This is a genomic window from Paenibacillus humicola, from assembly GCF_028826105.1.
In the GTDB taxonomy this organism is placed as follows: Bacteria; Bacillota; Bacilli; order Paenibacillales; family Paenibacillaceae; genus Paenibacillus_Z; species Paenibacillus_Z humicola.
Genome location: NZ_JAQGPL010000001.1, coordinates 5,061,233 through 5,082,811 on the forward strand (window position 1 = coordinate 5,061,233; position 21,579 = coordinate 5,082,811).

20 protein-coding genes and 1 riboswitch are annotated in these 21,579 nt (G+C 58.0%); of the genes, 7 read left to right on the forward strand and 13 right to left on the reverse strand.

Annotation, left to right across the window (positions count from 1 at the left end):
- Positions 1-272: 272 nt before the first annotated feature.
- The 7 genes from PD282_RS23245 to PD282_RS23275 form a co-directional block, all read right to left on the reverse strand.
- Positions 273-1,100 carry a phytanoyl-CoA dioxygenase family protein gene (locus PD282_RS23245; RefSeq protein WP_274653632.1) on the reverse strand — a complete coding sequence of 276 codons (828 nt, stop codon included), beginning with the start codon at positions 1,098-1,100 and terminating at the stop codon, positions 273-275.
- Between the two features lie 18 nt (positions 1,101-1,118).
- Positions 1,119-2,666 carry an extracellular solute-binding protein gene (locus tag PD282_RS23250; RefSeq protein WP_274653634.1) on the reverse strand — a complete coding sequence of 516 codons (1,548 nt, stop codon included), beginning with the start codon at positions 2,664-2,666 and terminating at the stop codon, positions 1,119-1,121.
- Positions 2,667-2,742: 76 nt separating this feature from the next.
- Entirely contained in the window at positions 2,743-3,603 is an 861-nt protein-coding gene (locus tag PD282_RS23255; RefSeq protein ID WP_274653636.1) for a carbohydrate ABC transporter permease, read from the reverse strand.
- Complete coding sequence (locus tag PD282_RS23260) at positions 3,597-4,457, reverse strand: ABC transporter permease (protein ID WP_274655432.1); 861 nt, start codon at positions 4,455-4,457, stop codon at positions 3,597-3,599. Before PD282_RS23260 ends, PD282_RS23255 begins: the two co-directional genes overlap by 7 nt.
- Before the next feature lie 245 nt (positions 4,458-4,702).
- The gene (locus PD282_RS23265; protein WP_274653638.1) at positions 4,703-6,466 is read right to left on the reverse strand and encodes a cache domain-containing sensor histidine kinase; all 1,764 of its coding nucleotides are present in this window, start codon (positions 6,464-6,466) and stop codon (positions 4,703-4,705) included.
- Positions 6,467-6,478: 12 nt separating this feature from the next.
- Positions 6,479-8,107, reverse strand: coding sequence for a response regulator (locus PD282_RS23270; RefSeq protein ID WP_274653640.1), 1,629 nt, complete (start codon positions 8,105-8,107; stop codon positions 6,479-6,481).
- Between the two features lie 177 nt (positions 8,108-8,284).
- Positions 8,285-10,534: an FAD-dependent oxidoreductase gene (locus PD282_RS23275; protein ID WP_274653642.1), complete on the reverse strand. Its 2,250-nt coding sequence runs from the start codon at positions 10,532-10,534 to the stop codon at positions 8,285-8,287.
- Positions 10,535-10,655: 121 nt separating this feature from the next.
- Here PD282_RS23275 and PD282_RS23280 point away from each other — a divergent pair, with 121 nt between their 5' ends.
- The 4 genes from PD282_RS23280 (at position 10,656) to PD282_RS23295 (ending at position 15,068) form a co-directional block, all read left to right on the forward strand.
- Complete coding sequence (locus PD282_RS23280; protein WP_274653644.1) at positions 10,656-11,465, forward strand: AraC family transcriptional regulator; 810 nt, start codon at positions 10,656-10,658, stop codon at positions 11,463-11,465.
- Positions 11,466-11,737: 272 nt separating this feature from the next.
- A riboswitch (guanidine-I (ykkC/yxkD leader) is annotated at positions 11,738-11,846 on the forward strand.
- 139 nt (positions 11,847-11,985) lie between these two features.
- Positions 11,986-12,564 (forward strand): cysteine hydrolase family protein, encoded by a 579-nt coding sequence (locus PD282_RS23285; RefSeq protein WP_274653645.1) that lies wholly within the window; start codon positions 11,986-11,988, stop codon positions 12,562-12,564.
- Between the two features lie 98 nt (positions 12,565-12,662).
- Positions 12,663-14,129 carry a purine-cytosine permease family protein gene (locus PD282_RS23290; protein WP_274653647.1) on the forward strand — a complete coding sequence of 489 codons (1,467 nt, stop codon included), beginning with the start codon at positions 12,663-12,665 and terminating at the stop codon, positions 14,127-14,129.
- An 81-nt stretch (positions 14,130-14,210) separates the two neighbouring features.
- Entirely contained in the window at positions 14,211-15,068 is an 858-nt protein-coding gene (locus tag PD282_RS23295) for an MBL fold metallo-hydrolase (protein ID WP_274653649.1), read from the forward strand.
- A gap of 237 nt (positions 15,069-15,305) precedes the next feature.
- On the opposite strand, the gene PD282_RS23300 is transcribed toward PD282_RS23295, so the two are convergent.
- Positions 15,306-16,160 carry a manganese catalase family protein gene (locus tag PD282_RS23300; protein WP_274653651.1) on the reverse strand — a complete coding sequence of 285 codons (855 nt, stop codon included), beginning with the start codon at positions 16,158-16,160 and terminating at the stop codon, positions 15,306-15,308.
- A gap of 437 nt (positions 16,161-16,597) precedes the next feature.
- Between PD282_RS23300 and PD282_RS23305 the strand changes: the two genes are divergently transcribed.
- Positions 16,598-17,878, forward strand: coding sequence for an ArsB/NhaD family transporter (locus PD282_RS23305; RefSeq protein WP_274653653.1), 1,281 nt, complete (start codon positions 16,598-16,600; stop codon positions 17,876-17,878).
- An 18-nt stretch (positions 17,879-17,896) separates the two neighbouring features.
- Positions 17,897-18,187: a hypothetical protein gene (locus PD282_RS23310; protein ID WP_274653655.1), complete on the forward strand. Its 291-nt coding sequence runs from the start codon at positions 17,897-17,899 to the stop codon at positions 18,185-18,187.
- A gap of 160 nt (positions 18,188-18,347) precedes the next feature.
- On the opposite strand, the gene PD282_RS23315 is transcribed toward PD282_RS23310, so the two are convergent.
- Positions 18,348-18,926 carry a YdhK family protein gene (locus PD282_RS23315; protein WP_274653657.1) on the reverse strand — a complete coding sequence of 193 codons (579 nt, stop codon included), beginning with the start codon at positions 18,924-18,926 and terminating at the stop codon, positions 18,348-18,350.
- Positions 18,927-19,380: 454 nt separating this feature from the next.
- Here PD282_RS23315 and PD282_RS23320 point away from each other — a divergent pair, with 454 nt between their 5' ends.
- Entirely contained in the window at positions 19,381-19,533 is a 153-nt protein-coding gene (locus PD282_RS23320; protein WP_274653659.1) for a hypothetical protein, read from the forward strand.
- Positions 19,534-19,582: 49 nt separating this feature from the next.
- Here the strand turns inward: PD282_RS23320 and copZ are convergent, their stop codons facing one another.
- From copZ to PD282_RS23340, 4 genes are all read right to left on the reverse strand, one after another.
- Positions 19,583-19,786, reverse strand: a complete 204-nt coding sequence (gene copZ, locus PD282_RS23325) for a copper chaperone CopZ (RefSeq protein WP_274653661.1) — start codon at positions 19,784-19,786, stop codon at positions 19,583-19,585.
- A 14-nt stretch (positions 19,787-19,800) separates the two neighbouring features.
- The gene (locus tag PD282_RS23330) at positions 19,801-20,181 is read right to left on the reverse strand and encodes a metal-sensitive transcriptional regulator (protein ID WP_274653663.1); all 381 of its coding nucleotides are present in this window, start codon (positions 20,179-20,181) and stop codon (positions 19,801-19,803) included.
- Between the two features lie 154 nt (positions 20,182-20,335).
- Entirely contained in the window at positions 20,336-20,569 is a 234-nt protein-coding gene (locus tag PD282_RS23335; RefSeq protein WP_274653665.1) for a DUF1450 domain-containing protein, read from the reverse strand.
- 9 nt (positions 20,570-20,578) lie between these two features.
- On the reverse strand, positions 20,579-21,514 hold the full coding sequence (locus tag PD282_RS23340; protein ID WP_274653667.1) for a cupin domain-containing protein: 936 nt from the start codon (positions 21,512-21,514) through the stop codon (positions 20,579-20,581).
- Between the last annotated feature and the right edge of the window lie 65 nt (positions 21,515-21,579).

The window sequence follows — 21,579 nt, forward strand, 5'->3', positions numbered from 1 at the left end:
CGGAATTGTCCTGTTTCCGCTTTTCAATCGAGTGAGCAACTTTCCCTTTTGAATAGCGCGTTCCGTTCTGCCTTTCATCAAAAACCGCCTTGCCGACGAAATGGCAAAGTGTTGATTTAAAAATGAATTCGCTTGGTTCCCTTTACTATGCATGCGTAGAAAAGGCCTCCTTGTCAAAATCCCGAACGGTGCCGCTTCTCGTACCTTTTACCCGATGCAAATGGAAAGAAAAAACAGCGGGAAGCCCTCAACCGGCTGCCCGCTGTTTCGTTCTATTCCACCGAATACGCGTCCTCCCCGAGCTCGCCGCCGAGCCATAACGCTTTTAGCGGCACCATCGATTCCTCGGGCACGTAATATTTGAAACAGTTGCTGCTGATATCGCCCAGCAGCTGGCGGCGGAACGGGCTCGCTCCCGCCAGCAGCCGGTCCGACGCTTTGTGGTAATCGATCGGCCGCATCCAGATCGGGCTGTAGCCCATGAACAGCTGCCGCCTCGTAAACCCGGAGCGGTTGGGCGCCCCGGCATGCCACAGGTTTTGCGCGAAAATGAAGACGTCGCCCGGCTTGCCGCACACCTGCATTTCCCCGTCGACCGGCACGTTCACATCCTTCTGCACCGGAGCGAAATCCGACTTCAGGTGGCTGCCGGGGATGATTTTCGTATTGCCCCGGTCCGGCTGCGACATGTCGCTCAGGATGTACCCGATTTTCACGTAATAGGTCGAGGTCAGCCCGTGAATGCGCGGGAACTGCGGATGCGGGCCGTCCTGATGCCAATGGATGAAGCTTTGGGACTCCGTCCTCACGCCATCCGGATTGGGCTTTCGCACGGTCAAATGCGAGATATGCAGCTGGATGTTGTAGCCGATCAGGTTGACCATGAGCGGCAGCAGCGCCGGTTCGTCGATCAGCTCCGGATGCCGCTCCACGCTGTTGTAAATATTGTAGGACAACGCCTCCGGCTCCTCTTCAAGGATGCCGTCGATGGCGGAATTCAGCCTTGCCGCCTTTTCCTCCGGGAGCACGCCGCGCAAAATCAGATAACCGTCCCGGCGGAACCGGCGGACCAGCTCCGGAATGTCCTGCAATTGCGTCATGATCAAGCTTCCTCCTTCTTATTTGCCGTACCCGAGATCCTGCAGCTGCTTCATCGAATCGTCCATGTACGTTTTAAAATTCATGCTCGTTTCCAGCGTTTTCAGGAAGTTGTCATAGCCGTCCAACGGTGCTTTTCCGTAAATGAACTGCACCAAATTTTCCTCGATGAACCGCGTGGCGTCCGCCGGATTAAAGCCGTCGGGATTGGTCAGGAAGCCGTTCAAAATCTGGATCCGCGGCTGGCTGTTGGCGAATTCGATATATTTGGCCTGCGGAGCGAATTTCGTCTGCAGGTAGGACATTTCCGGCCGCCCGGTAAACTGGTACAGCCAGGTGAAGCCGCCTTCCTTGGCCATCAGATCGGTCGGCACCACTTTATCGCCTTCCAGATTATAGTGCTTGCCCGCGATGCCGTACTGCACCAGCATCGAGCCTTCCTTGCCGGAGACGTAATTAAGCAGGTCCAGCACCTTCTGCAGTTTGTCTTTGTTTTTCTCCAGCGCCTTCGGAATCGCATAGATGCCGGACGTTCCCCCGATATCGAACGGGCCGTCGTATTGGCCGCCCGGTCCTTTCGGCGGGGCCAGCTGAATCCAGTCCGCGTTCGGGTTCACCTTCTTGATCTGCTCAGTGAACTGGTCCTTGCTCATGTTCGGCCAGTCGATCCAGACGATGCCCGCCTGGCCCTTGATCGCTTTCTCCTGATGCTGCAGGCCGGTATTGGCCATAATCTCCGGATCGACCGCGCCGGTGTCGTTCAGCTTCTTGATGAACGCAAGCGCGTCCTTCATCGCCGGGTCGTACAGGGAATTGACGAGCTTGCCGTCCTTGACGTAGAACGTATTCGGGTCCCCGACGCCGAAGGCGCCGAAAATCGGCGAGAACGTCGACAGCTTGCTGCCGGTCAGCCCGATCGTATCCTTCTTGCCGTTGCCGTCCGGATCCTTCTCTGCGAACGCTTTCACGACATTCAGAAATTCGTCGATCGTCTGCGGCGGCTGCAGGCCGAGCTTGTCGAGCCAATCCTTGCGGATCCAGTACGTGTTATACGGAATGTTCGGCGCTTTCGGGATGGCATAGATTTTGCCGTCGATCGTCGTTTTCTTGAGGCTTTCGTCCCCGATAAACGACTTGACCGGCTGAAGCTGCTCCATATACGGCGTCAGATCCAGCAGCAATCCCTGCTGCGCGAACTGCTTCAGCGAAGCGCGGTCCGGCACCTGGAACAGATCGGGAGAATTGCCCGACGCGAGCCTGACGTTCAGCTGGTTCTTGTAATCGTCGGCCGATGCGTAGACGGTCAAGTTCAGGTCGGTCCCGAGCGCCTTGTCGAGCGCTTCCTTGATGTAGTCTTTATCCGGAGTCGGCAAGTTGTTGCCGGTCTCGATAATGTCCAGCTTCACCGCACCGGACGTCCCGCCGGTAGGCGCGGAGCCGCCTTCGTTCGAAGGCGCGGAAGCTCCTTCGCCATTGGTCGATTTGCCGGAAGGCGAGCAGCCGGCAAGCAGGCCGACGGTCAGCAGCAAAACGGCGAGTGCGGCGGCTAACGTTTTTCTTGTTTTCATCCCGTAAACCCCTCTCTTCATGCGCATGATATTATTGAACCGGCCCTATTCCCTTTAACGAACGGGCGGCCGGGCTTCAACCTTTGACCGAGCCGAGCAGCATGCCTTTCGTAAAATGCTTCTGCAGAAACGGATAGATGACGATGATCGGCAGGCTGGCCATAATGACGGACGCCATCTGCAGCGTCTGCGTCGGCGTCATGTTCTCCGCATTCTCGAGCGGCTGCTGCGTCTGGACCAATATTTCGCGGACGATGACCTGCAGCGGAAACAGCGTCCGGTCGGTCACGTACATGATCGCCTGGAAAAATTCGTTCCAGTGGCCCACGGCGTAGAACAGGCCGATGGTGAGCGTGACCGGCACCGAGAGCGGCACGACGATCTGCCACAGGATGCGGAATTCGCCCGCGCCGTCCATCCGCGCGGATTCGAACAGCTCCTCCGGGAGGCTTTCGTAGAAGCTTTTCATAATGAGCACGTTGAAGCTCCAGACGAGATTCGGCAGGATCATCGCCCAGATCGAATCCAGCAGTCCAAGCGACTTGACCACGAGATAGGTCGGAATGATGCCGCCGCTGAACAGCAGCGTGAACACGACCATCATCAGAAACAGGCTGCGGCCCGGCAGCTGCCTGCGGCTGAGCGGGTACGCCATAAGCCCCGTGATCGCCAGGTTGAGAATCGTCCCGACGACCGTCACGATAACCGTCACGCCGAACGCGCGGGGGATGTTCGATTCGGTCAGCAGCTTGTTATAAGCATCGAACGTAACCGCTCTCGGAATGAGAATGAAGCCGCCGTTCTTGAGCACTTCGCTGAACGGCGTGATCGACACGGACAGCACGTACAGGAGCGGGAATACCGCCACGGCCCCGCACAGCAGCAAAATGACGATCACGACGGCGCCGGCAATGCGGTCGTCCAGGCTTTTTACCATATGCCTTCCCCCCAGCGCTTCGCGAGTTTGTTCGAGGCCAATACCAGCACGAGCCCGATCGCCGCCTTGAACAGCCCGACCGCCGAAGCGAGGCTGAAGTTCAGCTGCTGCAGGCCGGTCCGGAACACCCAGGTGTCAAGAATGTCCGCCACGGCATATACTTGAATGTTATACATGATGTAAATTTGCTCGAAGCCCGCATCCAGCAGATGGCCGAGGTTCAGAATGAGCAGCATGACGATGACGCTGCGGATGCCGGGAAGCGTAATATGCCAGATCATCCGCAGCCGGCCCGCGCCGTCCGACCGCGCCGCCTCGTACAGGGTCGGGTCGATGCCGGTAATGGCGGCCAAGTAGATGATCGCGCCCCAGCCGAGATTTTGCCATATTTCGGAGCCGACGAGAATCGAGCGGAAATAGGAGGTCGACGTCAGGAACGGAATCGACTGCCCGCCCGCGTTCTCGATCCACTGGTTGACAAGGCCGGAGCTTTGCGACAGCAGCGCGAGCAGAATGCCGTAGATAATGACCCAGGACAGAAAATGGGGCATATACGTCAGCGTCTGGATGAGCGATTTCAGCCATCTCACGCGGCATTCGTTCAGCAGCAGCGCCATCAGGATCGGCGGCGCCATGCCGAAAATCAGTTTGTAGACGCTGATCAGGAACGTGTTGGTCAGCAGCTGGGTGAAATACGGCGAGTGGAAAAACTGCAAAAAATATTTGTTCCACGGGTCCGCCCACGGGCTCAGCAGGATGCCGTCCGACATGTTGAAATCTTTAAACGCGATGACAACGCCGTACATCGGGATATATTTGAACACGATGTAATAAATGACGCCTGGCAGAAGCATCAAATAGAAGGCACGGAAGCGCCAGACGGTACGGAGAATTCCGGCACGGGCGGACGGCCCGGCGGCTTCCCCGGGATAAAGCCCTTCCAAACGTTCCGTCCGGTTTGGCTGACTCATACGGCTCAAGCGGCGGCTCACCTCACTTTCCTTGTAAGCGCATTCAGTCTGCGCAAATCAAGTATAGCAAGGCGGACAGGCTGCCAACTATACAGCATTATTGCAAAATGATGCACAGATTCTACAATTTATTCCGCCGGCAGCGGACGTGCGGGAACCGTGACGCAGACGACCGTCCCCGCCCCCGGCACGCTGCCGATACGCAGCCCGTACGGCGAGCCGTAGCGGAGCCGCAGCCGCTGGTGCACGTTGGTCATCCCGATGCCGGAGAAATGCCCATCGTTCTCCTCCGGCTGCCGCTCGTCCAGCATATCGGCAAGCTTTGCCGGCTCCATGCCGGTGCCGTTGTCGCGAATGAAGAAGCGCAGCTTCCCTCTGCGAATCGAGCCCCGGATGCGGATCGTCCCGCCTCCGCTCCTGGGGGCGATGCCGTGGAAGATCGCGTTCTCGACGATCGGCTGCAGCGTCAGCTTCAAAATGCCGAAGGACATCGCTTCCTCCGGGACGTCCATCTCGCAGCCGAATTTGTCCCCGTAGCGGATACGCTGAATTTGAATATACATCTTCAGCCCTTCCAGCTCTTCGCGGACGGTAATAAATTCCGCCGTCCGGTCGAAGCTGAGCGACAGCAGGCCGACGAGCGACCGGATCGTCTCCTTCACCTCCTCGGTCCGGTGCTGCTTGGCCAGACTGCCGATACACGCCAGCGTATTGTACAGAAAATGGGGCGCGATCTGGCTCTGCAGCACCTTCAGCTCCAGCCGCTTCTTGCGCTCCTCCATCCGCTTCGTCTCGTCCAGCAGGTTGCCGATGCGCTCCATCATCGCGTTGAAGCTGCGGGCGAGCCGCCCGATTTCATCCTCCCGCTTCACGGCAAGGCTCGGGACGACGCCCATGTCGCGGACGCGGTCCATTTTGACGGCGAGCGTGCGGACCGACTTCGTCATGTAGCGGGACATGGCGAACGCCAGAAACAGCAGCATGACGACCCAGATGCCGGCGGCCGTTTTGTAATTGTCGAACAGGCGGATGACGTTTTTGTAGAAATAACTGTCCTTCATGAGGACGATCAGCGTCCAGCCGAGCCGGTTCTGGCCCGACTTCACGACGACGAACCTTCCCGTCGATTCGGTAAGCTCGCTCGCCGTTATGGGAAGCGCGGCCAACTGCTCGACAAACGGGTCCGGCAGGTCCTCGTGATAGCTGGCCGGCTTCTGCGGCAGCAGCTCGCTGTCCCGGTCGAACGTGACCACCTTGTTTTTGTCGGACATCACGACGAACGTCTTGTAGGCATCGGAGGTCAGCTCGCCGATTTGCCGGTTCAGCTTGTCGAGATCGAGCTCGACCGCCGCGACCCCGATAAACGTGCCGTTTCCGTCGCTCACCGGAAGCGATATCGCCACCGTCGGCCCCGATACAGGGGAGACGTAAGGCTGGCTGATCACGACGGCCCCGTAGCTTTGCTGCGAGTTGCGGTACACGTTTTTCAGCTCCGGATTGCCGATTACGTCGTACACCATCTGATCGCTCGCATAGACCTTCCCGTCCTTGCGGACGATGTAGAGCGTTTTGACGAAGGTGCTGTTGTTTTTGGCGATCTGGCTCAGCTCGCCTGAAATCTTCCTGTCTTCCCCGCCGGCGATAAGGTCTGCGTTCGTCGATAAAAGCAGCAGCACGTTCTGACTGCTGTTCAAATATGTATCGAGAAACTGGTTCGTCCGGGCAATCAGTTCACCGGAGTCGGATACCATCTGGTCGCGGAACAGCTCCGCCGCCCGGTTGTAATTGTTCCAGGCCAGCAGAGCGAGAAACGCAAACGTGACGATAAACAAAAAAAGGAACTGCCTCGTCGCGAGGCTCCAGCTCCTGTACCATTTGACAAACGCTCGCATCGCTCCGCCTCCTCAGCCGTTCCGCTCGCCCGGCCGTCCTTGCTCCTGGGCGGATTTCTTCAGTTCGGTCGGAGATACGCCCGTCACCTCGCGAAAAACGCCGGCAAAATACCGGTAGCTCGGAATGCCGACCTCCTGCGCCACCTCGTATACCCGCAGCGCCGTGTTCCGCAGCAGATAAGCCGCCCGCTCGATTCGTTTGCCGGTGACGTAATCGTTGAACGGGATGCCGGTTTCTTCCCGGAACAGCTTGCTGAGATAATGCGGACTCAGCCCGACCTGAGCGGAAACGACCGCCAGCGTGAGCGGCTGCTTCAGGTTCGCCTCGATGTACCGCTTCGCCTCCGCGATTTCCAGCCGGGCTTTCCGTCCGCCGCCTGCCGTTTCGATTTCATGGATCATCGCCTCGGCCAGCTCGGCCGCGGTTGCCGCGGCTTCGATCCGCCGCGCCCCTTTCCATCCCGGTTCAAGCGGCGTTTCGCTTCGCCGCCAGGCGCTCATCCAATCCGCGGCGAACGCCTTCAGCTCCCCGGGATCGATGCGCCGCCGCATCGCCAGCTGCAGCCAGCCGCCGCGAATCGTCCGCGCCAGCTGCTCCCGGTCCCACCGCGCCCCGTCCAGCAAATCGGCGAGCTCCTTCCCGGCCCGGTCGTCCAGCGGAGCCGGCAGCTCCGCCTGCACGGTGAATACGCGGCGTTCGCCGTCATAGAACGCCGCGGCCGGCTTCTCGCAGACGCCGCGCAGCAGACCGGAGAGCTCGCCCGCGCCGCTTGCGGGGCCGGCGCCCCCGGTGCAGGCGCGGCCGGCCGGGCGGGCGCAGCCTCCCGCGACGGCATGCAGGCGGTCCGCGCCGCCGGGAAAGGCATGCCGCTCATCCAGCGAGCTCTGCAGCGCTTCGATAATCGCCTCGAGACGGCGGTATGCGCCGGGCAGCGGCCGGCCTTCGCTCTGCGTCTCGAAGAGCAGCCAGTAGATGCCGTCCGAAGCGGGAATCCATGCAAACGAATGGAGCCGTTCCAGCGGCGTCAGCCGGTCTTCGATTTCGCGAGCCGTCAAGCCGCGGCCGCGGCTGCCCGTCTCGGCGTGAAGCGCGGCGATCTGCGGCCGCCGGCCGACGGGCAGCGCCTGCAGAGCGGCTTCCAGCGCAGCGTCCGCATCCGCGCATTGCCCGGCCGGCCCGGCAAGAAGCCGGAGCAGCTGCTCCGAAACGTCCCGCCGCCGCCGGTCCGCCGCTTCCCGCTCCAGCGACCAGGCCCGGCTTGCCGCTTCCTTCGCCTTCTGCAGCGCCCGCGCGAGATCGTCGTCGTCCATCGCGACCTTGAGCAAATATTCGACCGCTCCGAGCCCGACCGCCTCCTGCGCATATTTGAACTCCGAATGACAGGTCAGCAGAATGACCTGAGTGCGCGGGAGCTCCTCTTTCAGTCTTCGAACCAGCTCGATGCCGTTCATTGCCGGCATCGTGATGTCGGTGATGACGATATCCGGCGTGCGGCTGCGGCACAGCCTCAGCGCCTCTTCGCCGTTGTCCGCCTCGCCGATCCAGCTTACGCCCCGGGACGCCCAGTCGAACAGCCGCAGCTCCTCGCGGATCGGCAGTTCGTCGTCTACTACCAGCACGGTCATCGATTCGTTTTTCATCAAGCTGCACTCCTTTTACGAAAACGCTTGCATTATTATATGTTATGCACGCCATGCTTGTTGCAAGCATATATGCACCACTATACCAAATAGCGACGAAGATGTTTGCATTTGGAAATAAGAAGAAGATGGTTCCGCCGAAAGAGGCAGAACCATCTTGAGCAGCCTGGCGTCATGCTATTCGTAGACGCGAACCTCGACGATTTCGGCGCGCGGGCAGCCGTTGGTCGCGTATGCCGCGATGCGGATCCGGTCCGCGGTAAGCGCCGAATCGAAGACGTGCACATGCTTGCGTTTGTGATTGTCCCGCCCTTCGGCGGTTGTTCGCCATTCGCCGCCGACGTAAACTTGAACGCCGTAGTCCCGGATCAGCTCCGGAATCGCCTCGAACGGCGTCGAATGATGATGCAGATTGATCAGATCCTCGTTCACGTCGTCGTTGAACGTCAGGTGCACGGAGCCGATGTTGACCGGCGCGGGCCAGCTCAGCTCCAGCCATTCCGGCCGATCGGACGACATTGCGGCGGACGACCACATGTGCGGTCCGGCATACGGGCGGTGATAGCCGTCGACCGCTTTTTGCGGGGAGAACGCCTGCGTTTCGGACAGCAGCCGGAAGCAGAACGGCTTCCGCACCAGCGGCCGCATGCTCCACTGGACGACGGGCTGATCCGGCTGATGGTCCTCGAGATTCGACGAGACGATCGGCTTCGGCCCTTTCATAAAGGTCAGCACGCCCGTCTGCGGCTCCGCGGACAGATGAAGCGACAGCCCTTCGCCCGCTTTTACGATCAGAAACGCGTTCCGCGGAGTATCCGGCCTCCAGCGGAGGTCCAGCCTCACCCACTGCCCGGCTCCCTTCGCAACGTGCGTCGCTGCTTCCGCCTGCAGCGCATGCGGCACGCAGTTCTCGCCGCGCCCGGTATCCCACAGCTCCACCCGGAGCGCCGCGGGTTCTTCGGCATCCACCAGAAACTCGATGCCGGCAATTTCCGGGTCGGCGGGCAGCAGCAGACCGACGTCGGTCTTCAGCGGATACGCCTCCGACGGCTCTTCCACGGCCAGCCTCGTCAGCGTGCTGGATGCGGTTACGCCGGCCATCCGGGCCAGGTCGGCCGGATCTTCGCTGCCCAGGCCGATGATCGAAGCGTCCTGCTTCAGCATCAGCTGCTGCAGCTCGCGCATATGCCTGGCGTGCAGCTCCCGCGGCGTGACGCCTTTCGCCGCGCAGAGCGCGGCTCCTGTGCCGGCGGCCTCGCCGATGACGGCGCAGGTCGCCATGACGCGCGTCGTGCCGAAGGCGACGTGCGAAGCGCTGATATCCCGTCCGGCCATCAGCATATTAGTGACATTGGCGGAATAAAGCGACCGGAACGGGATGTGATAAACGCCGTCCGAATACAAGTGCTTGGAGCCGCTTTCGACTGAATACATCCCCTGCGGCGGATGCAGGTCGATCGACCAGCCGCCGAAGGCGACGCGGTCCTCGAATTCGCGCTGGGCGATAATATCGTTCTGGTTCAGCACGTAATCGCCGACGAACCGCCGGTACTCGCGTTTTCCGGGCATCGAGCCCACCCATTCCAGCGTCATCCGGTCGGCGTCGAATTTGCCCGAGTTTTTGATGTAGTCCCAAATGCCGTAAATAACCGCCCACAACTCGTCGCGGATGCGCTCGTTGTCATGGACCGTGTCCAGCTCGCCGCCCCATTCGATCCACCAGTAGGCGCAGCCGTTGTCGCCGCTGCGGATGACCCGCTTGATCGGAATCGACGTCTGCGTAATGTCCTTGGCGAAGCTCGGCGGCCGGTAGGCGACCGGATGTCCCGCATCTTTCGTGTAAAAAAGCAGCGTGCTGCCGAGCGTAATGCCGTCCGCCTGCTCGGGAGCCCACTCTTCGTTATATTCGTCCCTTGCCTCGCGGCCGACCCGGTGCTTGGCGCCGGCCAGAAAGCCGACCAGCCCGTCGCCGGTGCAGTCGAGGAAGAATCCGCTTTCAAAACGGATCCGGCGTTCCGAGCCCATCATCCAGCCGGTAACGGAGCGAATCGTCCGGTCGTTCTCGCCGCCGTCCGCCTCCACCTCGTGCACGTCCGTATTCAGGAACAGCCGGATATTCGGCTCCGCCCGCACCGTCTCCAGCACGACCAGGTCCCAGAAATACGGATTGCCGTCCTTGTTGCGGAACTGGTTCTCGACGAACATTTCCCCCATGATCCCGGTTTCCCGGGCATAACGCTGCGTGCCGTGGGCGGTCGCCCCGCACACCCAGACCCGCACCTCGCTGCTGGAATTTCCGCCGAGCACCGGGCGGTTCTGAACAAGCGAGACCGTCCTGCCCAAACGGGCGGCGGCTACCGCCGCGCAAACGCCTGCAAGCCCGCCGCCGATCACCGTAATATCCGATTGTACGACTTCCCGCTTCACCTTCCACACTCCCTCTGCCCTAAATTTCATATCCTTGATTTCATATTAGCTCACCCTCTTTGCAAATAACATACACCCTGTTACGATATGACATATCTGTTATTTCAAAGGTGGGGCAAGTATGGAAGCCGGATTTTCAGCCGTAAAGCTGGTTTCGCACGTCTACTGGCACCGGAAGGAGCGGTTCGCCCTGGACCGCGATCTCTACCCGTATTGGACCCTGTTCGCCGTTCAGGAAGGACGGTTCGCCTATACGATCCGCGGAAGCGAAGGCGAGGCGGCATTCGGCGATTTGGTCGTGTGCCCGCCGGATACGTGGTTTCACCGCAGAGTGCTGGACCCGCTCTCGTTTCACTTCTTTCATTTTTCGCTGCACACGGGCAGCTTGGAATCGGAGGACGGAAATTCCGGGGAAGGGCCGCTTCCTTTCGGCAAAATCACGTTGTCCGACACGTCCCGTCTGACGTCGGACTACCGGTATTTGCAGCGGCTCGCGCGGGAACGAAACGCCGGCTTCCGGCTGTATCAGCAGCATCTGCTGACCGACCTGTTCGCCGCCTTCCAGATGGAGCGAAGCCTTCGGTCGGAGGAGACGGACCGCGCGGACACCGATCCCGATATGTACATGGCAAGGCAGTTCATGCTTGAACATGCCTGCGGCCGGATCGATCTCGGCGAGTTGGCCCATTCCCTGCGTCTCACGCCGGTTCAGCTGACCCGGCGGTTTCGGACCGCCTACGGCATGACGCCCTCCGGCTTCGTCACGGAGCAGCGCCTCGCCCGGGCATGCCGGCTGCTCGCGGAAACGGAGCTGACCATCGACCGGATCGCGCAGTCGTGCGGCTACGAAAACGGGTTTTATTTGAGCCGCATTTTCCGTCAAAAACGCGGCATGACGCCTTCCCATTACCGGAAAGCGCACCGGGTCTAGCGGCATGCCCCTCTTCTATAAGTTCCCGCGGGGGAAGAAATGATTTGTTCTGGCTTGCCTCCGTACCTCTTTATTTATGCAAGGGTCAGAGGCATATTCCAAGTCAAATGAGCACATCATCAGACATCATCTATAACTAACATATTACGGTAAGTATTTATTGTGTCCAAACAAATTATATCCATTTTTAAACAAATTCATGTAATATATATTGACATATAAAACCGGCCCATGCTAAATTAAGAGCAGGTTTTATGAAACCGCATATTTTCATGTCAGTTTTCTAGGGTTCCGCGTCTCTTTTGCTGGAAGAGCCGGCTGGTCCGAGAGAAAACGCACGTCCGTCCGACGTGTACACGGAGGGGAAAAAGCCCGGGAGATCTCAATGAGATTTCCCCGGGCTTTTTTATTTTCCCGCAAGAATGTGAACGGATGTGACGGATCCATGGAACCGGAGATGGTCAGGCATGATGCGGGCAGCAATCGGTACGGTCAAACCAAATCGATGGGAGGTTTCGAAATGAACGATGGGCATGGCAGCGCTGCGCTGTTGATTATCGACGCTCAGAAAGGGTTTATGAACGATGTTTTTGACGCTTCCGAAGCGATCGGCAACATTAGGCGGCTGCTGGAAGCCGCGCGCGAAGCTAAGCTTCCGGTCATTCAGACTCAGGAGATGCACAGGCCGAGTCTGGTGGACTTTGGAAGGGAGCTGGACGGCGCCGAAGGCATTCACTGTCTCGAAGGTTCGGAAGATGTCGATATCGTCGACGAGCTTCGTCCGCTGGAGGGCGAGTATATCATCGTGAAAAGGAGATACAGCGCCTTTTTCGCAACGGATCTGGAAATTTTGCTGAAAGGGCTCGGGGTGCGGACCTTGATCGTTTGCGGCTTCATGACGGACGTCTGCGTGCATTACACGTGCGCGGATGCGCACCAGCATAATTACTTTCTGAAAGTGGTCGCCGATGCGGTGAGCGGCTCCACAAGGGAAGCGCATGAAGCGTCGCTCCGTGCCATTCGTTACCTGCAGCGGGAGGCCTTGACGGAAACGAACCAAACGATCGGGCAGCTGACAACAGCAGCGGCCCGCAGCTGATCTTCGAAACAATCGAAGGCCGGCTTAGTCCTTTTCGGCACAGCATGATCGAAACGATTTACGGTCTACGAAACATTTTATTTCGCGGGGTGATGATCATGAGCTTGGAGGCGGAGAAAGCGGGCGCGTTTCAAATGGAAAAGTACGGTATTGACATCGTGCCCGAACAAGACCGGTACGGAACGCCACGGTCGCTGTTTTGGGTGTGGATGGCCGGGCAATTAACCATTAGCGGGGTAATCGTGGGGCAGCTGTATACGACGTTAGGGCTGAGCTTGGTTGAAGCGCTGGCCATCTGTTTGTTCTGCAGCCTTACTTTTGTTTTGGTCGGACTATGCGGTACGCCTGGCCCGCGCGCGGGTACGGCTACGCTGGCGATTTCGCGGGCTTCGTTCGGCGTGAAAGGAAATGCGGTGCCGTCCTTTTTAAGCTGGCTGAACCTCGTCGGATGGGAAAGCGTGACGATTGTGCTTACCGTCGACGCGCTGCTCGGGCTCGGTTCGAAAATCGGAATTCCTGCGACCGGAACGGGACCTACGCTCATCGGGGTTCTGGTCGCTGTCGTTCTTACGTTCAGCGTCCCGATTATCGGGCACGCCCTGGTGCTTGTCGTGCAGCGGTATCTGTCTTATGCCGTCGGGGTACTGGCCATCGTCATGACTCTGCTGCTGCTGCCGAAAGTCGATTTTAGCTTCCATCCGGCCGCTTCGAGCTATGCAGCCGCAGGACTCGTTCCGACCCTTGTGCTTGCCGCCGCAATCGGCGTCATGTCGACTTCCATGACGTGGACCAACTACGCGGCGGATTATTCGCGGTACCTGAACGCGAAGACGAACCCGAAAGCGATCGTCTGGTATACGAGCATCGGCGGCGGCATTGCATCGCTTCTTTTCCAGTCCATCGGGGTTCTGCTGGGTACCTTCATCAACGGCTCCGCATTTAGCGCCAACCCGGTCTCGACGATGGGAAACGTTTTGCCGACATGGTTCGCCATCCCCTTTCTGCTCGTGATCATCCTCGGCCAGGTGGCCAACAACTATTTGAACTCGTACAGCTCGGCTATGAGCTTCCTCGCCATAGGCATTCGGATGAAGCGTTATATATCCGTCGTAATCGACGCGGCTCTAGCGGTGGGCGTCGGCTGCTACGCGCTATTCTTCAGTCCCGGCTTCGTTGATTTTTTCGTCCAATTTTTAAGTCTCTCCATCGTCTTTATCGGCCCCTGGACCGGCATCTATCTGGTGCATCACTGGATCCATAAAGGAAACTATTACAGCGCGGATCTGGTCACCCTGAATCCGTCCAGCCGATACTGGTATTCCTCCGGCGTTAACGGGAAAGCTTTTGCCGCCCTTATTGTCGGCGCAGCGGCTGCCTTCATGTGTGCCAATTCCACCTTGTGGGCAAGCCCCTTCTCCACCCATGTGCTGTCCGGAATGGATCTTAGCCCGTTTGTCGGTCCGCTGGTTGCCGGTGCCCTTTACGCGGCGTTGTCGGCCCGGGTCGGCGAAGCGAAGAAATTTACTGCGAGCGCCAGAGCCACGTACGATTCAAATAAATTGTGAGCCGACGGGAAGGGAGGCCGATTTATGTTGAAAAGGCATCCCGTTAGATCTCCCATAGGTCAAAAAGAGGAGCGTGTTAACATGATTCACGAATTGCGCCCCGGCGTGTACGTCCGAACCGGCCACATCCAAAAGCTGCAATGTGTCGTATTGGTCGACGAAGCGTCCATCTATGTGTTCGACCCCTGCTATTTTCCCGACGAAATCGGCGAAATCCGGGAGCTCGCCCGAAGCTTCGAGACGCCGGACCGGAAAAAATACTTGATCCTCACGCATTCCGACTGGGATCACATCGCCGGCGTTTTTGAGTTCCCCGGATATACCGTTATCGCTTCCGGCAAGTGGGATGAATCCAATGAAATGAATCATATCGGGAAGGTCGAGAAATTCGACAGCGAGTTCTACGTCGACCGGAAGTGGACGGGGAAAATGCCGCGCGTTCCGATCGACGATAAGGTCCGTCACGGTCAGCAGATGGGAAAGATGACGTTCTACCACGCTCAGGGGCACACGTGGGACGGGCTGGTTTCGATTTACGGCCAAACCGCCATTGTCGGCGACTATCTGTCGGAAGTCGAATTCCCCTTTGTGTTTGCGTCATACCGCGCCTATATGGACACGCTATCGCTGTTTAGCGAGATCGTTGAAACGCATGCCATCGATACGGTGATCACGCAGCATGGCCCGGCGGCTTTAGGCCGTCGGGAAATTCAGCGGCGTATCGACATATCCAGCGATTATTTGAACCGGGCCGTACAGCTTGTAAGCGACGGCATCGAACGCGGGTTAACCGTGGAGGAAATCGTTCAATCCGGCGACGATTTCCTGTTTGACGGCCAGCCGATCGCGATCGGTATTCATCATTTTCACCAGTATAATTTAAAACTGGTCCATGCGGAGCTGCTCGCCTCCCGTGAGAATATGGTGCAAAAGCTCTGACTCGTGCGGCTTCATATGACCGTGATCCCAGCGGTAAAGATCGAATCGGGAGTGTCTGCTTCCCATGAAAAAGAATACAACCCGCACAAATAATCCCGCTCTCGAAGGCGGGATTTTGCTTTTGCGATCCTTTGGCATCGCGATAAAATGAACCAAACTGGGACGCTGGAATTTTAAGCAAGGCAACCGAGAAAAGCAAGAGGAGAAGCGCATCCGCTTCCCCTCCGAAGATTCGCTTTATTGATTCAGGTCGTACAATCCGGGGCTGTGTTCGCTCGGCAGCTCCGGCATGACGGGCAGCGGATACCCGTCCGGCGGCTGAACGACCTGCAAGGTACCGTCGTCGCGGCTCGGCGATTCGCCGGTGAAAATTTCTCCAATCCGCGTCTGATCGAGGCGGAAGTTGAACTGGGCGTTGTGGAAGCCCATTTCCACATACTTTCGGCACTCCGGATATTTGTTCAGATCGTAGTTCGGGACCGGGAACAGCCTGCCCCAGTCGACGCCGAGCGTCTCAAGCGCCTTGGCGAACGCATTCTGGTGGGCGTTGTCGCGGACGATCAGGAATGCCAGCGTTTCGCGGAACGTTTTGTTCGAGCTCATTTCGTAAATCCGCGATTTTTGCAGCACGCCGGTGGATTCCAGCATCAGGTTATTCAGCAGGTCCGTGATCAGGTTGCCGTGGTTGTACACGCAATTGCCCATCCACGGGTTGCCGGCCGCATCCACCGGCAGCGAGCTTTGCGCGCCGACGATAAAATGGTGCGGATTCGCATGCTTCACCGCTTCGTCCAGCGGAGCCGCATCGGTCCCCGCATTGCCCGGCATTTCTTCTCCGGTGCCGGTCAGCAGCTGGTTGATCGTATGCTGAACGAGCTCGACATGGCTCAGCTCCTCCAGAAAGATGCCGCGAAGGAGGTCGCGGTACTGAAGCGCATTGCCCCGGAAATTGTTGCTCTGGAAAAAGAACTGCATCATCGTGCGCATTTCGCCGAAGCGGCCGCCGAGAATTTCCTGAATGACCCGGGCCGCCGAAGGATCCGGCTTGTCCGGCACAATCAGGTTGATCAGGTCTTCTTTATAGAAATACATAGGCTGTATGCGACCTCCATGGTTGCCAAATTAGGTTTAACATGGGTTAGTTTGAGCTTCTGTTTGAGAACTATTCGGCGGCTATCTGGAAACCTTTTGCTTCGTTACCACGTCTTAGTTTTAAAATGCGGAAGGACGATCCATGATGAAGGTTTGGATGCTTCTTGTCCTGTGCGGATGCTTCTTATGCGGATGTTCCCCGGTAACCGGAACCAAGAAACTTGCAGCAATGGGACTTCTCGGGGCTTGATTGGGTCCAGGTAAAGGCGAAATAGGGACATGCCGGGCCGCGGCCCGGCTTTACATCCCCTTGGGCGGCGGTATATAATTTTCATGAACAACATCATACGAATGCAGTACCGGAGGAGCCTGCCAACAGCGGGCTCTTTTTGTCTTTTTTGGGCAAAATAACATTATTCGTTCAATGGGGGGCATGTATGGAGCAGCAGGCTTATTGGGCAATCGGAATTTTCCTTGTTATTTATGCGCTCGTCATGACGGAGAAGATTCACCGGACGATCGTCGCCATGATCGGCGGCATCCTGATGGTCGTACTGGGCATTGTCGATCAGGAGACGGCGCTGCATCACATCGACTTCAATACGCTCGGGCTGTTGATCGGCATGATGATCATCGTCGGCATTACGGCGGAAACCGGTCTGTTCGCGTATATCGCAGTGGTTGCCGCCAAAAAAGCGAAAGGCGAGCCGCTGCGCATCCTGACCGCGCTCGCACTGATTACGGCCGTCGGCTCGGCCTTCCTGGACAACGTGACGACCGTGCTGCTGATGGTGCCGGTGACGTTCAGCATCACGCGGCAGCTGCGGGTAAACCCGGTCCCATTTCTGATCAGCCAGATTATCGCCTGCAATGTCGGCGGAACGGCGACGCTGATCGGCGATCCGCCGAACATTATGATCGGCAGCGCCGTCCGGGAGCTGTCGTTCATGGATTTCATCGTCAATCTGGCGCCGATCGCAGCCATCATTTTGCTCGTTTACATTCCGCTCTTCATCCTGCTGTTTCGAAAGCAGATTCGTACGACGGACGAGCGGAAACGAAGCCTGATGGAGCAGGATGCGACCGCGCTGATCACGAACCGCAAGCTGCTGAAGAAGTCGCTGACCGTGCTGGGCCTGACCATTCTCGGCTTTTTCCTGCATCAGACGCTGCATCTCGAATCGGCGACGGTGGCGCTTGCAGGCGCCTTCCTGCTTCTCCTGCTGACGGGGGAGCACATTATGGAGCAGGCGTTCGCCCGCGTCGAATGGACTACGATCTTCTTCTTCATCGGACTGTTCGTGCTGGTGTCCGGGCTGATCGAGACCGGCGTCATCGACGAGCTGGCCGTCCGCGCGATCGAATGGACCGGAGGCGACCTGCTGGCCGCTTCAATGCTTATTCTGTGGCTCAGCGCCATCGCCTCCGCCTTCCTCGACAACATTCCGTTCGTGGCGACGATGATTCCGCTTATTCAGGAAATGGGAAAAATGGGCGTCGACAATCTCGAGCCGCTCTGGTGGAGCCTGGCGCTTGGCGCATGTCTCGGCGGCAACGGGTCGCTGATCGGCGCAAGCGCGAATCTGATCGTCGCCGGGCTTTCCGGCAAAGAAGGCCACCCGATCCGGTTTCTGCCGTATCTGAAAATCGGGTTCCCGCTTATGCTGCTTTCGATTGCATTATCGGCTGTTTACATTTATCTCAGGTATTTAATCTGAAAAAGGAGGCCCGGACATATGCTGAACTACCGATTCGACCCGGATGCGGTCGACATCCGCGAAACGCCCTATGACGACGGCGTCGAATATACGATCCGGCTGCTGCGGGAAACGCCGTACGGCGACCGTTTGAACCGGGTGAAGGAAACGTTCGAGCATAACGACGATTTTACGGATGTGCTGTTTTACGCCTATCCAAACCTTGTCTACAAAGTGATCGTGAAGCCGGAGCATGTCGCGGATTTCATCGCGGAGTTGTTTAAGCGGCGCTTCCTGCGCAGCGTGGAGTGGACGGAGGAGCCGGGTTGAACCGGGTTCGGGCGAAAACGAATAAGCCCGGCTTGCCGCCGGGCTGCATGGATTTAAGGCATGTTTTCGGCCCATTCGTTTCGTGACACTCTCGCGGGTAACGGCGATGAAATCGGCTCAAAGACCGGGGAATATCGCCCCCGGTCTTTTGCATACGGATTCAGTTTTTCGAAAGCTCGCTTTCGACGACCCACTTGTGATTTTTGACCGGTTCGCCGCCTGTCGTTGGCGTGTAATCGACCATGTAGACGGTGGTCTTCTCGGCGGAATCGATGGTCGCCTGCGCGCCGTTCATGCCTTCCATATGATCGGCTTCGAGCGTAACGGCCGTCCCGGGCTTCAACGGCTCGCTACCGGCGCCTTTGATTTCTTGCTGCACGACCCATTTATGGCCGGGCGCTTTCGCGCCGCCGGTTGTCGGGGTATAAGTGACTGCGTAGGCGATCGTATCGTACGCGCCGTCGATGGTAGCTTGGGCGCCGTTCATCCCTTCCATATGATCGGCATGGATGACAACGTGATCTCCCGCCTTAAACGTCGGATGTTTAGCCTCCATTAACCCTTGTGGCACCGCTCCGGAGCCGGAATGATTCATATCCATGCTCTCCATATTCCCCATATCCGAATGCCCGCTTCCGTTACCGGCATCGGACGTCTTGTCGGAATCGGCCTGCTTCCCGCATGCGCTCAGCGTGAGAACGGCGGCAAGGACGATCAGCATCAACAGCTTTTTTTTCATGATGTCACACCCTTTCTTAAATCGTTTTTCAAAATTTTTCTTCTCCCCCCGTACTTTATGAAAATCCTGTGCAGAACAATAGCGTGTTCACGACTGATGAAAGCTTTTTAATATATAGTTGCGCACGCATCGCCATCAAAAACGAGTCCGGGCACTCGCCCGCCCCGTCCCTCCGGCGTAAACGTTCCGCTGAGGTGCCTCGCTGCGGCCGGCAGCCATTTTTATACGTTCGGTGTAAGGCTTGCCGGATTTTCGGATTTATAAACGTCGTCCGAAGGGCTGAATTGCAAGATACCCCGTTCGAAAAGAATTGCATAGCTTCACCCGCTGAGCCGCAGCGCGTTTAGCACGACCGAAAAGGAGCGGAGCGCCATCGTCGCTTCGCCAGCCCCTTCCAGCTTCCGCAGCCCTTTCTCATCCGATTGGCGCAAGCCGCGCAGGTCATCCCGGCAATTTGAAGCGTTGTCTGCTGATCCGGCTGTTTTTCATGCTGACCCACCTCGTTATCGTCATCCAAAATACCCATATGGGGTATATTGAAGACAAAAAGAAACGGCTGACGCCGTCTTCCGGCAGCGGAACACGATTCTTCTCTTCGATCAAATAGAGAAGCCTCCCTGTCCATGGCCGGTAAAAAAAACGGTCACGCAGCCCCGTTACTTCGCGACATCGTACCCCTGGTCCTCGATCGCTTCTTTAATCGCAGCCAGCGTTACTTTGGATTCGTCGTACTCCACCGTGACCGATCCTGCATTCAAATCGACTTTGCCGGATGCGCCGGCTTTCTTCACCGCGCCTTCCACTGCATTCACGCAGTGGCCGCAGGACATTCCTTCCACTTGAAAAGTCGTCTTTTGCATGCTCCGTCTCTCCTTTATTTGATTAATTTGTTCATCGTAATCATCAGTTCCTTAATAACCTCATGATCCCCTTCCTGAATGCGCTCGACGACGCAGCTGTTCATATGATGCTCGAGCAGAAGCTTGCCGACGCTGTTCAGCGCGGATTGGACGGCCGCAATCTGGTTCAGCACGTCGTCGCAGTATGTGTCCCGCTCGATCATGCCCTTCAGTCCGCGAATTTGGCCTTCGATCCGGTTAAGACGCGATGTCAGATTGCTTTTGACTTTCTCGGAATGATGGCTTCTGCGTTCACCCGCTTCGGTGCGGCAGGCGTCATCCGATCTGTGAACGTGCTCCGGCTCTTGAGCGGAACCGGTATCGAGATGAAGTTCTTGTTCGTCGTGCTGCTCCATATCAACCCTCCCTTGCTCGCAATCATACCATACCCCATTAGGGTATATCAATCCCCAATCACAAAATACCGGTTTTAGCATGTACCGGTTTCCTCCGCCCTATCCGGCGCATGAAAAATGCCCTTACCCGGGCAGCAGGTAAGGGCATCGTTCCTTATTTCGAGATTGTTTCGCGGATCCTTCGCAGGAAACGCTCCCGGTCCGGGTCCTGGATCACGTTCATGCGAATTTTGCAAAACGAAGCTTTCCCGCATTCGATGCAGCGGTTCAGACATTCGAACACATACGTATCGCAGTCGGCCCGGTTATCGCGCCGCAGGCTGCTCAGCGCTTCGCCGGCCCCGGCTGCCTTAAGATTTCGCGCGCAAAAAAGGACGGCCGGTTTCATGGTCCTTCATCAATCGCGGAATAGAAACTGGATATCCAGCGTGCGGAGGTACGTTTGCAGCCCCGCATCCTGAATCGGCAGCACGTATGCCTCTTCCCCGGATTCGTTGTGATGCGCGTGCCACAAGCCCGGTGGCGTCACGAACGCTTTGCCCGGTTCCCAGTCGACGCGCACCGGGTCGATGATCTGCTTCGTCTTCCGGTCGATCTGTTCACCGACCAGCGTATACACGCCCGGCTTGCAATCGACGATAAAATCGAGCGCCACCGAATTGTGCCGGTGAGGCATCTGCACCTCGCCCGCCGGCACCAGCCCGTACATCGCCCACAGCGTCTCCGTCACCGTCAGCGTCTGTTCGAATTCCTCGTTGTTCAGCAGTACGGAAAGCCGGTTTTTGCTCGTGGCTCCCGGCGCCGACGCGATCCGCTTCAGCTCGGCGCGAACCTCGTCCCCCGAGAACAGAGTCGGGCGGAAGCGCGGCTTGTCGGCGGTGACGCCGAGATATTGAAGCAGCGGCGTATCGACCACGTAATAAAGCGCGGTCTCCTCTTCCGCGGTATGAACGCTTGCAAAGCCCGTCGGCAGCACGATAAAATCGCCCTGCTTCCAGCTCACTTGATCGCGGCCGATATCGGTATGCCCTTTGCCGGAGATGACATAATACAGCTCGCTCGTGGCATTCGGATTCGTTTTCAGGCTCTCCCCTGCGAGAATGCGAACGAAATTCGCCAGCAGCGACGGGGCGGTGGCGGGATAACCGGTTCCCAGCTCCGCGGACAGATCGAGCGGTACGATCCGGGAAGGACCGCCGGCATATAAGCCGGGCGAAAACTCCTTCATGGCCACCGGCTTGATCGTCCCGGATCCGACCGGGTCCGCCGCCTTCGAGTATTCGTAAAGACGGGCTGCCGCCGTCCAGCCGTTCTTCTGCGCCGTATCGCTCACGGTTTACTCCTCCTTCGATGTGTCGAAATCACCTTGCAAGGAGTATTGTATATCCGGCATAATAA

Excerpts from the sequence above, each read along its gene's own strand:
- PD282_RS23245 (WP_274653632.1), bottom strand. The coding sequence starts at position 1,100 with ATGACGCAATTGCAGGACATTCCGGAGCTGGTCCGCCGGTTCCGCCGG.
- PD282_RS23285 (WP_274653645.1), top strand. The coding sequence starts at position 11,986 with ATGAACGATGGGCATGGCAGCGCTGCGCTGTTGATTATCGACGCTCAG.
- PD282_RS23270 (WP_274653640.1), bottom strand. The coding sequence starts at position 8,107 with ATGAAAAACGAATCGATGACCGTGCTGGTAGTAGACGACGAACTGCCG.
- PD282_RS23330 (WP_274653663.1), bottom strand. The coding sequence starts at position 20,181 with ATGGAGCAGCACGACGAACAAGAACTTCATCTCGATACCGGTTCCGCT.
- PD282_RS23315 (WP_274653657.1), bottom strand. The coding sequence starts at position 18,926 with ATGAAAAAAAAGCTGTTGATGCTGATCGTCCTTGCCGCCGTTCTCACG.
- PD282_RS23260 (WP_274655432.1), bottom strand. The coding sequence starts at position 4,457 with ATGCTTCTGCCAGGCGTCATTTATTACATCGTGTTCAAATATATCCCG.
- PD282_RS23300 (WP_274653651.1), bottom strand. The coding sequence starts at position 16,160 with ATGTATTTCTATAAAGAAGACCTGATCAACCTGATTGTGCCGGACAAG.
- PD282_RS23250 (WP_274653634.1), bottom strand. The coding sequence starts at position 2,666 with ATGAAAACAAGAAAAACGTTAGCCGCCGCACTCGCCGTTTTGCTGCTG.
- PD282_RS23265 (WP_274653638.1), bottom strand. The coding sequence starts at position 6,466 with ATGCGAGCGTTTGTCAAATGGTACAGGAGCTGGAGCCTCGCGACGAGG.
- PD282_RS23310 (WP_274653655.1), top strand. The coding sequence starts at position 17,897 with ATGCTGAACTACCGATTCGACCCGGATGCGGTCGACATCCGCGAAACG.
- PD282_RS23290 (WP_274653647.1), top strand. The coding sequence starts at position 12,663 with ATGAGCTTGGAGGCGGAGAAAGCGGGCGCGTTTCAAATGGAAAAGTAC.
- PD282_RS23295 (WP_274653649.1), top strand. The coding sequence starts at position 14,211 with ATGATTCACGAATTGCGCCCCGGCGTGTACGTCCGAACCGGCCACATC.
- PD282_RS23255 (WP_274653636.1), bottom strand. The coding sequence starts at position 3,603 with ATGGTAAAAAGCCTGGACGACCGCATTGCCGGCGCCGTCGTGATCGTC.
- PD282_RS23305 (WP_274653653.1), top strand. The coding sequence starts at position 16,598 with ATGGAGCAGCAGGCTTATTGGGCAATCGGAATTTTCCTTGTTATTTAT.
- copZ (WP_274653661.1), bottom strand. The coding sequence starts at position 19,786 with ATGCAAAAGACGACTTTTCAAGTGGAAGGAATGTCCTGCGGCCACTGC.
- PD282_RS23280 (WP_274653644.1), top strand. The coding sequence starts at position 10,656 with ATGGAAGCCGGATTTTCAGCCGTAAAGCTGGTTTCGCACGTCTACTGG.
- PD282_RS23335 (WP_274653665.1), bottom strand. The coding sequence starts at position 20,569 with ATGAAACCGGCCGTCCTTTTTTGCGCGCGAAATCTTAAGGCAGCCGGG.